Source organism: Pseudomonas sp. RV120224-01b (assembly GCF_003208145.1).
Lineage (GTDB): Bacteria > Pseudomonadota > Gammaproteobacteria > Pseudomonadales > Pseudomonadaceae > Aquipseudomonas > Aquipseudomonas monteilii.
Window position 1 is genome coordinate 490,393 of record NZ_QKMQ01000002.1, and the last position, 11,477, is coordinate 501,869.

The 11,477-nt window shown below is 59.7% G+C and carries 12 protein-coding genes and 1 tRNA gene; 10 read left to right on the forward strand and 3 right to left on the reverse strand.

Annotated elements, in window-relative coordinates; genetic code table 11:
* The first annotated feature begins 117 nt into the window (after positions 1-117).
* The 8 genes from N436_RS05495 (at position 118) to ychF (ending at position 6,912) form a co-directional block, all read left to right on the forward strand.
* A complete protein-coding gene (locus tag N436_RS05495; RefSeq protein WP_105945621.1) occupies positions 118-1,839 on the forward strand; it encodes a tetratricopeptide repeat protein in 1,722 nt (573 codons plus the stop codon).
* Positions 1,840-1,843: 4 nt separating this feature from the next.
* Positions 1,844-2,461, forward strand: coding sequence for a lipoprotein insertase outer membrane protein LolB (gene lolB / locus N436_RS05500; protein WP_016713311.1), 618 nt, complete (start codon positions 1,844-1,846; stop codon positions 2,459-2,461).
* Positions 2,462-2,465: 4 nt separating this feature from the next.
* Entirely contained in the window at positions 2,466-3,326 is an 861-nt protein-coding gene (gene ispE / locus N436_RS05505; RefSeq protein WP_105945620.1) for a 4-(cytidine 5'-diphospho)-2-C-methyl-D-erythritol kinase, read from the forward strand.
* Between the two features lie 20 nt (positions 3,327-3,346).
* Positions 3,347-3,421: transfer RNA gene (locus N436_RS05510), tRNA-Gln, on the forward strand.
* Between the two features lie 48 nt (positions 3,422-3,469).
* Positions 3,470-4,411, forward strand: coding sequence for a ribose-phosphate pyrophosphokinase (locus N436_RS05515; protein WP_003247410.1), 942 nt, complete (start codon positions 3,470-3,472; stop codon positions 4,409-4,411).
* Between the two features lie 118 nt (positions 4,412-4,529).
* Positions 4,530-5,123, forward strand: a complete 594-nt coding sequence (locus N436_RS05520) for a 50S ribosomal protein L25/general stress protein Ctc (RefSeq protein WP_016713313.1) — start codon at positions 4,530-4,532, stop codon at positions 5,121-5,123.
* Between the two features lie 79 nt (positions 5,124-5,202).
* Complete coding sequence (pth, locus tag N436_RS05525) at positions 5,203-5,787, forward strand: aminoacyl-tRNA hydrolase (RefSeq protein WP_012270476.1); 585 nt, start codon at positions 5,203-5,205, stop codon at positions 5,785-5,787.
* Between the two features lie 24 nt (positions 5,788-5,811).
* Positions 5,812-6,912 (forward strand): redox-regulated ATPase YchF, encoded by a 1,101-nt coding sequence (gene ychF / locus N436_RS05530; RefSeq protein WP_028691150.1) that lies wholly within the window; start codon positions 5,812-5,814, stop codon positions 6,910-6,912.
* Positions 6,913-6,990: 78 nt separating this feature from the next.
* On the opposite strand, the gene N436_RS05535 is transcribed toward ychF, so the two are convergent.
* From N436_RS05535 to N436_RS05545, 3 genes are all read right to left on the reverse strand, one after another.
* Positions 6,991-7,590, reverse strand: a complete 600-nt coding sequence (locus tag N436_RS05535) for a hypothetical protein (protein WP_110740568.1) — start codon at positions 7,588-7,590, stop codon at positions 6,991-6,993.
* Positions 7,587-8,870, reverse strand: coding sequence for an AAA family ATPase (locus N436_RS05540; RefSeq protein ID WP_110740569.1), 1,284 nt, complete (start codon positions 8,868-8,870; stop codon positions 7,587-7,589). Before N436_RS05540 ends, N436_RS05535 begins: the two co-directional genes overlap by 4 nt.
* 195 nt (positions 8,871-9,065) lie before the next feature.
* On the reverse strand, positions 9,066-9,248 hold the full coding sequence (locus N436_RS05545) for a hypothetical protein (RefSeq protein WP_256589883.1): 183 nt from the start codon (positions 9,246-9,248) through the stop codon (positions 9,066-9,068).
* 622 nt (positions 9,249-9,870) lie between these two features.
* On the opposite strand from N436_RS05545, the gene N436_RS05550 reads away from it, so the two are divergent.
* The gene (locus N436_RS05550; protein WP_110740570.1) at positions 9,871-10,977 is read left to right on the forward strand and encodes a saccharopine dehydrogenase family protein; all 1,107 of its coding nucleotides are present in this window, start codon (positions 9,871-9,873) and stop codon (positions 10,975-10,977) included.
* Positions 10,974-11,444 (forward strand): DUF2269 domain-containing protein, encoded by a 471-nt coding sequence (locus N436_RS05555; protein ID WP_110740571.1) that lies wholly within the window; start codon positions 10,974-10,976, stop codon positions 11,442-11,444. Before N436_RS05550 ends, N436_RS05555 begins: the two co-directional genes overlap by 4 nt.
* Positions 11,445-11,477 lie beyond the last annotated feature (33 nt).

Sequence of the window (11,477 nt, forward strand, 5' to 3'; positions counted from 1 at the left end):
ATCGGAACCCGCACTGCCCTGCCATGGTCGCAGTTAGCCGAATGCTTCGCAGGTGGGTTTGCCACCGCGCTTGTGTCATCATGCTCCGACCGCCGGTGAGTCCTTCTAAAGCCTTCTATGAACAAACCATACGCATTGCTGCTTGCCTTCGCCCTGCTCCAGGGCTGCCAGAGCCTGGCCCCGCAAAAGGCCGAGCCTCCCGTCGCCGAGGCCGCAAAGAGCGAGGCCCAAAAGCCCGTGGTGTATGGCTCGTTCAAGCAGGACACACTCTATAGCCTGCTGGTCGCAGAGCTGGCCGGCCAGCGCAACCGCTTCGATATCGCCTTGGCCAACTACACCGACCAGGCCGCCAAAACCCAGGACCCCGGGGTTTCCGAGCGGGCCTATCGCATCGCCGAATACCTCGGCGCCGACGAGCCATCGCTGGAAAACGCCCTGGTCTGGGCCCGCAACGACCCGCAAAACCTCGACGCCCAACGCGCCGCCGCCATCCAGCTGGCCCGCGCCGGCCGCTATGACGACGCCATGGCCTATATGGAAAAGGTGCTGCAGGGCCAAGGCGACACCCACTTCGACTTCCTCGCCCTGTCTGCCGCCGAAACCGACCAGAGCACCCGCGATGGCCTGCTGCAAAGCTTCGAGCGCCTGCTGGTGAAATACCCGAACAACGGCCAGCTGGTGTTCGGCAAAGCGCTACTGCTGAATCAGGACGGCAAGGCCGAAGAGGCACTGGAGCTGCTTGAGTCGCACCCGGCGCAAAACGGCGAAATCGCTCCGATCCTGCTGCGTGCCCGATTGCTGCAGGCCCTGGACCGTGGCCCGGAAGCCCTGCCACTGCTGCGCGGCGCTATCCGCGACAACCCGGATGACAAGCGCCTGCGCCTGACCTACGCCCGCACCCTGGTCGAGCAAGACCGCATCGCCGATGCCAAGGGCGAGTTCCTCAGCCTGGTCCAGCAGTACCCCGACGATGACGAACTTCGTTACTCCCTGGCGCTGGTGTGCCTGGAGAACAAGGACTGGGATGAAGCCGAAGGCTACCTGCAGGAACTGATCGAGCGTGACAGCAACGTCGACGCCGCGCACCTGAACCTGGGCCGCATCCGGGAAGAGCGCCACGACCCCGCAGGCGCCCTGCGCGAATACGCACTGGTCGGCCCTGGCCCCGATTACCTGCCAGCGCAACTGCGCCAGGCCGACATCCTGATTGCCAACGGCCGAGGCACCGACGCCTCGCGCCTGCTCGCCGAAGCCCGCGAAGCCCAGCCGGACCTCGCCATCCAGCTGTACCTGATCGAGTCGGAAAGCTACAGCAACAACAACAAGGACGCCCAGGCCAACCAGGTGCTTCAACAAGCCATCCAACGGTACCCGGACGACCTCAACCTGCTGTACACCCGCGCCATGCTGGCCGAAAAACGCGACGACCTGGCACAGATGGAAAAAGACCTGCGCGCCATCATCACCCGCGAGCCAGAAAATGCCATGGCCCTGAACGCCCTGGGTTACACCCTGGCCGACCGCACTACCCGCTACGGCGAAGCCAAGGCGCTGATCGACAAGGCCCACCAGTTGACCCCGGACGACCCGGCAGTGCTCGACAGCCTGGGTTGGGTCAACTATCGCCTGGGTAACCTCGACGAGGCCGAAACCTACCTGCGTCAGGCCTTTGCCAATTTCCCCGACCATGAAGTGGCCGCCCATCTGGGCGAAGTGCTGTGGGCCAACGGCAAGCGCCGCGAAGCCCGCCAGGTGTGGGCCAAAGGCTTCGAAGCCCAGGCCGACAGCCCCATCCTGCGCAAGACCCTCCTGCGCCTGACCGGATCCGAGACCCTTTAACGCCATGTTCCTGCGCCATTGCATCACCTTCACCCTGATCGCCCTGCTGGCCGGTTGTGCCGGTTTCGGTAGCCGCGAGGCCCTGCAGGGCCACGGCAACCCACAACAGTGGCGCGCCCATAAAGAACAACTGAGCAGCCTTGATGGCTGGCAGATCAACGGCAAGGTCGGCATCCGCGCCCCGCGCGACTCCGGCAGCGGCACGCTGTTCTGGCTGCAGCGCCAGGACTACTACGACATCCGCCTTGCCGGCCCGCTGGGCCGTGGTGCCGCACGCCTGACCGGCCGCCCGGGTGGCGTGGTACTGGAAGTGGCCAACCAGGGCCGTTACGAGGCCACGAGCCCCGAAGCCCTGCTGGAAGAGCAGCTTGGCTGGCAGTTGCCGGTGTCGCACCTGGTCTGGTGGGTACGCGGCCTGCCCGCCCCCGACAGCAAGAGCAAGCTGACCCTGGACGGTGACAGCCGCCTGGCCAGCCTCGACCAGGACGGCTGGCAGGTGCAGTACCTGAGCTACACCGAGCAGAACGGCTACTGGCTGCCCGAGCGCCTGAAACTGCACGGCAAGGACCTGGACGTGACCCTGGTGGTCAAGGACTGGCAGCCACGCCAGCTGGGGCACTGATCACATGCAAACGCTCACCCTGCCCGCCCCGGCCAAGCTCAACCTGTGGCTGCACATCATCGGCCGCCGCCCAGATGGTTACCACGAGCTGGAAACCGTGTTCCAGTTTCTCGAGCATGGCGACGAACTGAGTTTCGCCCTGCGTGACGATGGCGTAATCCGCCTGCACACCGAGATAGAAGCCGTACCGCACGACAGCAACCTGATCGTGCGCGCCGCCCGCAAGCTGCAGGAGCAATCCGGCACCCCGCTCGGCGCCGACATCTGGCTGACCAAAGTACTGCCCATGGGTGGCGGCATCGGTGGTGGCAGCTCGGACGCCGCCACCACCCTGCTGGCCCTGGCCCACCTCTGGCAGCTGGACTGGGACGAAGACCGCCTGGCCGCACTGGGGCTGAGCCTGGGCGCCGACGTACCGGTATTCGTGCGCGGCCATGCAGCGTTCGCCCAGGGCGTGGGCGAACAACTCACCCCGGTAGACCCGGAAGAACCCTGGTATGTCGTACTGGTGCCGCAAGTGTCTGTCAGCACAGTAGAAATTTTTTCACATCCACAGTTGACACGTGATTCACTCCCCCTTAAGATGCGCCCCGTTCCCAAGGGAAACAGTCGAAATGACTGCCAACCGGTGGTAGAGCAGAATTATCCAGAAGTTCGCAATGCGTTGAATTCACTGGGGAAATTCACTGAGGCTCGACTAACCGGCACTGGAAGTTGTGTGTTTGGGGCCTTCCCAAGCAAAGCCGAAGCTGATAAAGTTCTGGCCCTTCTTTCAGCGACCCAAACAGGGTTTGTGGCGAAAGGAAGCAATGTTTCGATGTTGCATCGCAAGCTGCAAAGTCTGGTCAAGAAGTCGAGCGCATAAGCGTTCGCAGCAACAGATACAGGGGCGTCGCCAAGCGGTAAGGCAGCAGGTTTTGATCCTGCCATGCGTTGGTTCGAATCCAGCCGCCCCTGCCATTTTCCTTATACTCATCCAGGTATACCCTCAGCCTTCAGGTACTGCGCGTGTCCAAGATGATGGTCTTTACGGGGAACGCTAACCCCGATCTGGCTCGGCGTGTCGTACGTCAGCTGCATATCCCTCTCGGTGACGTCTCTGTCGGTAAATTCTCCGACGGTGAGATCAGCACTGAGATCAATGAAAATGTTCGCGGTAAAGACGTTTTCATTATTCAGCCGACCTGTGCCCCGACCAACGATAACCTGATGGAACTGGTAGTGATGGCCGACGCCTTCCGCCGCTCCTCAGCATCCCGAATCACCGCCGTGATTCCTTACTTCGGATATGCCCGCCAGGACCGCCGTCCGCGTTCGGCACGTGTAGCCATCAGCGCCAAAGTCGTCGCTGACATGCTCACTGTCGTGGGTATCGACCGTGTTCTCACCGTCGACCTGCACGCTGACCAGATCCAAGGCTTCTTCGATATCCCGGTCGACAACATCTACGGCTCGCCCGTACTGGTCGACGACATCGAAGACCAGCGTTTCGAGAACCTGATGATCGTCTCCCCGGACATCGGTGGTGTCGTGCGTGCACGTGCAGTCGCCAAGTCCCTGGGTGTCGACCTGGGTATCATCGACAAGCGCCGCGAAAAGGCTAACCACTCCGAGGTTATGCACATCATCGGCGACGTCGAAGGGCGCACCTGCATCCTGGTAGACGACATGGTCGACACCGCCGGCACCCTGTGCCACGCGGCCAAAGCCCTGAAAGAACACGGCGCTGCCAAGGTTTATGCCTACTGCACGCACCCTGTCCTGTCGGGCCGCGCGATCGAGAACATCGAGAAGTCGGTACTGGACGAGCTGGTGGTGACCAACACCGTTCCGCTGTCCGCCGCAGCTCAAGCCTGTGACCGTATCCGCCAGCTGGATATCGCACCGGTTGTCGCTGAAGCGGTACGCCGCATCAGCAACGAAGAATCGATCAGCGCGATGTTCCGCTAAGCGGAACGCGTGTTGATATGAAGCGCCCCGCCCCAACATGTGTTGGGGCGGGGCTTTTTTGCCATCCCCGTTGGCGCTGGTCGCAAACGCCCTCGGGGGGCTATTTTGGAGAAGCAAAATGACTGATTTCATCCTGAACGCCCAAGCGCGTACTGACCTGGGGAAAGGTGCGAGCCGCCGCCTGCGTCACTCGCTGAGCATCCCAGCCGTTGTCTACGGTGGCGATAAAGAAGCTCAATCCCTGACCATCCTGGCCAAGGAAATCACCAAGCTGTTCGAAAACGAAGCTGCCTTCAGCCACGTTATCGAGCTGAACGTTGACGGCGTTAAGCAAAACGTCATCATCAAGGCCATGCAGCGCCACCCAGCCAAGCAGTTCATCATGCACGCCGACTTCGTTCGCGTTGTTGCTGGCCAGAAACTGACCGCTGTTGTTCCAGTGCACTTCATCAACGAAGAAGCACCGGTCAAGAAAGGCGGCGAGATCTCCCACGTTGTTTCCGAGATCGAAGTTTCCTGCGAAGCCAAAGACCTGCCTGAGTTCATCGAAGTTGACCTGGCCAACGCCGAAGTCGGCACCATCATCCACCTGTCGGACCTGAAAGCTCCGAAAGGCGTAGAGTTCGTAGCTCTGGCCCACGGTGATGACAAAGCTGTTGCCAACGTTCACGCTCCACGCGTTGCTCCAGAAGCAGAAGGCGCTGCCGAGTAATCTACTCGCACGCCGGCGTTGATCGGGTTACAGTGCCGCGCGCCCTGTAACCCACCAACTCCAAGGAAGAGCCCCTGACGTGACCGCCATCCAGTTGATCGTCGGCCTGGGTAACCCCGGCCCCGAATACGAACAGACCCGGCATAACGCAGGGGCTCTTTTCGTTGAACGCATTGCCAGCGCCCAGCGTGTTTCGCTGACCGCTGACAAGAAATATTTCGGCCTGACGGCTAAGTTCAGCCATCAGGGCAACGACGTTCGTTTGTTGATCCCCACCACCTACATGAACCGTAGCGGCCAGTCCGTGGCGGCCTTGGCCAATTTCTTCCGCATCAAGCCGGAAGCGATCCTGGTGGCGCACGACGAACTCGACCTGCCTCCGGGCGTTGCCAAGCTCAAGCGCGGCGGCGGCCATGGTGGGCATAACGGTCTGCGCGACATCATCGCGCAGCTCGGCAACCAGAACGACTTCCACCGCCTGCGGCTTGGCATCGGCCACCCGGGCGACGCCAAACTGGTCTCCAACTTCGTCCTGGGCCGCGCGCCGCGCGCCGAGCAGGAGAAGCTCGACGCCAGCATCGATTTTGCCCTCGGCGTGCTGCCGGACGTGCTTGCCGGCGACTTCGCCAAGGCGATGCGCGAGCTGCACAGCCAGAAGGCCTGATTTCCTTTAGAGAGGGGAATACCCATGGGTTTCAATTGCGGCATCGTCGGCCTGCCCAACGTCGGCAAGTCCACCCTGTTCAACGCCCTGACCAAGTCTGGCATCGCGGCGGAGAACTTCCCTTTCTGCACCATCGAGCCAAACAGCGGCATCGTGCCGATGCCCGATGCGCGCCTGAATGCGCTGGCTGAAATCGTCAAGCCAAACCGCATCCTGCCAACCACCATGGAGTTCGTCGACATCGCCGGCCTGGTGGCGGGTGCGTCGAAAGGCGAAGGCCTGGGCAACAAGTTCCTCGCCAACATCCGCGAGACCGACGCCATTGCCCACGTGGTGCGCTGCTTCGAAGACGAAAACGTGATCCACGTTTCCAACAGCGTCGACCCCAAGCGTGACATCGAGATCATCGACCTCGAGCTGATCTTCGCCGACCTCGACAGCTGCGAGAAGCAACTGCAGAAGGTTGCCCGCAACGCCAAAGGCGGCGACAAGGAAGCCCTGGCGCAGAAGGCCATCCTCGAACAGCTGATCCCGCACTTCACCGAAGGCAAGCCTGCGCGCAGCCTGATGAAGAACATGAGCGCCGAAGACAAGGCGGTCATCCGCGGCTTCCACCTGCTGACCAGCAAGCCGGTGATGTACATCGCCAACGTGGCGGAAGACGGCTTCGACAACAACCCGCACCTGGACGTGGTCAAGGCCATTGCCGAGGAAGAAGGCGCGGTGGTGGTGCCGGTGTGCAACAAGATCGAAGCGGAAATCGCCGAGCTGGACGACGGCGAAGAAAAGGACATGTTCCTTGAGGCCCTGGGCCTGGAAGAGCCTGGCCTGAACCGCGTGATCCGCGCCGGTTACGAACTGCTTAACCTGCAAACCTACTTCACTGCCGGCGTGCAGGAAGTACGTGCCTGGACCGTACGCGTGGGTGCCACCGCACCACAAGCCGCTGGCGTGATCCACACCGACTTCGAAAAAGGCTTCATCCGCGCTGAAGTGGTGGCCTATGACGACTTCATCCAGTTCAAGGGTGAAGGCGGTGCCAAGGAAGCCGGTAAATGGCGCCTGGAAGGTAAAGACTACATCGTCAAAGACGGCGATGTGATGCACTTCCGCTTCAACGTGTAAGCGGTAGCCTGCTCTGACCACAACCCCCTTTAGGCTTATGCTTCAAGGGGGTTTGTTCATTCTGGGCTTCGCATTTCCTCAAGAGACCTCCTGAGCATCCAGTTTTTCCACTGCTGCGGCAATTAAAGGTGCAACCTCTCGAAGGCCATCCAAATTGATTTTTCCCTCTCGGTACATTGAATACCAAGCACGACGCTGCCTTAGCACTCTCTCATCATCACGCAAGTGAAGACGCCTCAGTGTATCCACTGCTGATCCCCGCCACTCCTCAGGCACCCTCTCAAGCACTACGACAAGCTGCAAGGAAGGCAACAAAATCTCAAACCACCCTTCACGAACCAGATGGGGATCTAAAATCTCGACCGATTTCTTCTTACAACTATTGATCCAGCCTGAGCAAAATCGGTAATTGCTCCATTCGTAGGAAAGCGATTCATCAGCATCAACTGGTAAGAAATGATCTACGGTGCCAACGGGTTCATACATTGCACTATAGCCGCACAGATCGCGGTATCCGTCAGCCAGCATCGGTCTAAAAGGGCTCCAGTAATCTCTGGGCCTCGTTCTAGCTTTACGGCTAACTTTGGGATTATCTTTCAGCCACTGCTCCCCCTTCTTTCGACACGCCGTATCGAACTCAGGTGGCTCGGCTAGGCGTTCTAAATCGATTTCGATCATTCGCCCTCCGAAGGCCGGTGCCGAGGGGCTTGCCTTGTTTCCACCAGCCAGCGAGGCCAAAATTCGTCGTGTCCGGGCAAAACACGCTGCAGCTCCTTATGAATGGCCGCCTGCGATTTAAGCCCTGACGGCAATACGCTCTTATCCCCGCGCATCCAAGCCTCAGCAGCTTCAATTGCAGATTCAGCCTCAACCGAGCGTGCCTGACGTAGGCCAAAGGAGTCAGAGACCAACCAGTTCACAACATCTCCCTGCTTAGCCCATTGCTCCTTGATCACGCTTGCCTGACCGTCACAAAGCTGAATATTGAAAATTGCATCTTTGGACTCATCAAACTCTGGTTCGACAGAGGCCAGTACCAATGGCGAGTGAGTCGCAACGATCAGCTGTACCGGGACCTTCTTGCCCGTTAAAGCTTGCATAACTTTCAACAACGCTGGCACTACGCGGCGCTGCCATTGTGGGTGTAGATGACACTCGATTTCGTCAATAAGGAAGATTATTTCCTTTGCCTGCTTACGCCCGGTTTGCTCACAGGCGAACATGTGTTCACGCCACGTCCAGACCAGCAGATAAGCCAATGCTGCAATACGTCGCATACCCGCAGAAGCGTGAACCAGTGCCACATCTTGCCCATAAGGCATTCGCAGGGATGGGAAATCCTTTACGTCCAATCCCAGTCGCACAGGCTGGCCAGGCTCAAGCTTCTCAGCTCCGGAAGGAGACAAGGTATCCAGTACCTTGATCAGGTCGCCAAAAGCCGGGTCTTGTCCCTTTTGCCACAGCACCCAATCCTGAATTAGACCGTTGCAGTAACGAATGCCTCCCGGCCCCTCAAGGCCATTCCAAACTTGGTCAGGTGTGAAATTAAATGCTCGCGGGCGTTCGCCTGCTTCTTCATCCTGCCAATAATTACGGACAGGATCCCACGCAGAAAAACTGCCATCGACCCCAGCATAAATTACAACGCCGGGAATGGGTGGCCTGCCCTTCTTGGTCGGCCACTGCTGCTCCAAGCGTTTGAAAACACTCGTCTCGTCGAAATCGCCCGGCGTGGACTTACTGTAGGCATAAGCGATGCTACTCCGCTTGGTGCCAACAGGAGGTACAGCCGGAACGCCGCGGGACCAAGTACGTGTCAATGCCCACCAAGCAATGTCTAGCAGGAAGCTCTTTCCTAGGCCGTTATCGCCCGTGATCAGGTTAAGCCGAGCATCAAACTCTACTGGCCCAAATGTCGCTGCGGGCCCTACTCCGCTGAGCGTAAGGCTTTTAAGCATGCATCAATCTCCTGCAGCAAAAAATCATGGCAAGCCCCAGTGTCACATTGGGCATGACTTAGGGAGCAGCCCTATAGTCCAATTTGATCATGCCTGTCATCTATCGACCACCCAACCACGGCATTCAACTGAAAAATCAGCGAGCGATCACGCCTCGTAGGCCATGTCTTTTCAGTTACCCCCTGGGCTTTCTGCTCAATGCTCCGCTCGACTCAGCACCAGCTCTGCCAATGATCGTCCCATCTGCACGTTGTACACACTGTTTACCAGCATGCCGATACCCGGCTCGCCGGCATTGCCGCAGATGTATTCGTCGAGGGTGTCTTCGATCCCGCGTAGTAACTGAATGACATAGAGCAACGCCTCGGGTGAGGGCATGTCTTGCTTGATGGTGTAGAAAGGCTGGGATATAGCTTTTGCGGGGGGATCGGGGACAAGTTTCTTCAAGAGGATTACTCCGAGTTCAGTATGCAGAGCTATCACCCTCTTCCTCTCACAGAATCAGGGTGGCAGCCGATCGCGGGGTGAGAGACCGGCGAACATCGGAATTCCGGCCAGGCCAAAGCCTGCCCGCGAACGGCTGCCATTAAACTGGCACGATGCGCTGCCGGGCTCTCACACCCGGTCGTCAAACCGCGACGACCACATGAAATTAGCCCTGTTGCTCTGCATCGACAACAGAGAAACGGCAGCGGTGCGCGTAGGATAATTCTCAACCTATCTTGAACTGAAGCATTTGGTTTCAGGTTAGGAATTGTCTTACGTCCTTGAGATTACCGGGAAGGAGACGCTTCTTCATGCCCTGGGCCTGGAAGAGCCTTGCCTGATCATCTGCGTGGAGGCCGGTTCATGCCCCCATGAACATGGCCCGTGGATTTTCCTGAAACGGAAAAGCTCTTCCAGGTCAGCACGAAGTTGTTGGAACGCAAAGCCGCCCTTTGTACTTGCCCCGTTTACGTGCCACTCCCTAGAATCACCCTTCATTGAAAAAGGACGAACAATGTCATTCAGGGTTCTGGTCGTGGGCGGCTACGGCAATTTCGGCTCGATCATCTGCCGACACCTGGCCGGTACCGCCGGCATCGAAGTAATCGCCACTGGGCGAGATCGCACGCGTCTGGATGCCCTGGCCGAGCAACTGCCACTGCAAACCTTATGCACAGATGCCCATGGGCAGGGCTTTGCCGATACCTTGCGATCACTGCGGGTGGACCTGCTTATTCACACTGGCGGGCCGTTCCAGGGCCAGCCTTATCGGGTTGCCGAGCACTGCATCGCGGCGGGTGTGCATTACTGCGACCTTGCCGACTGCCGCACCTTCGTCAACGGCATTGATGTGCTCGACCAGGCAGCCAAAACGGCCGGCGTCGCAGTACTGAGTGGTTGCAGCTCGGTGCCCAGCCTTGCGGCAGCGTTACTCGATGAACACCGCGCCCCCTTCAAACGCATTGACCGAATTGAACACGGCATCTCGTCTTCCGCGAAAATGCCTGGCCTGGCGACCGTGGAAGGCGTGTTGGCCTATGCCGGCAAACCGATCCTGCAACGGCGCAATGGCAAGCCATACGCAGTGCCGGGCTGGCTCGGCCTGCAACGGCGCAACCTGCCGGGCCTGGGCTGGCGCTGGCTGGCCAATGTCGATGTACCGGACATGGACCTGTTCGGCGAGCGCTACGGCGCCACCGACCTGGTGTTCAAGGCAGGCCCCGGCCTGATGCCCGGCGCACTGGCGAATGCAGCCTTGGCCTTGGCGCGCCGCGTCGGCCTGATCGGCGACCCAACGCCTTGGGCCAAGCGCTTGCACCGCCTGGGCAGCGCCTGCGAACGCTTTGGTGACGGCCTCAGCGCGCTGTATATCGAGGCGAGCGGTATCGACCACAACGACCAGCCCCGGCACTTGAACATCCAGCTCACCGCTCGATGCAACAAAGGCCCGGAGATCCCCAGCTGTGCCTCGGTAGCCCTGGCCTTGAAGATGATGAACGGCTACCGCCCGGCTGCCGGGGCTCGCCCTTGTGTTGGCGAGATCAGCGTGGACGAGTACCTGGCCGCGATTGACGCGCCACAGGACATACAGCTCGACATACGTCATCAGGGCCAGCCGTGAGCTATTTCTACCTCAAGTACCTGCACATCATCGCGGCGGTGTTTCTGTTCGGCTTCGGCATGGGCTCGTACCTGTACCTGATCGCAGCCCAACGTACCCGCCACCCGGCCGTGATCGCCCAGGTGGCCAGGCAAGTGGTGCGCTTCGACACCTGGATCACCACCCCGGCCGGTGTGCTGCAACTGGCCAGCGGCCTGGGCATGCTGCACCTGACGGGTATGCCACCTACCCTGCCCTGGCTACGTGATGCACTGATCATTTTTGTCGCTGTCGGCCTGTTATGGCTACCGGTGCTGGTCCTGCAGAAGCGCATGCAACGCCTTGCCGAACAAGCCGCCGCCAACAACACACCATTACCTGCGAACTGGCACAGGTTTTACCGCCCCTGGCTGTGGATGGGGGTGGCAGGTTTTGCCGGAATGTTCGTGATCGTGTGGCTGATGGTATCCAAACAAGGGCTGTTTTGACGCTACGCGGCAAAGGCCCCCACAGACAGACTG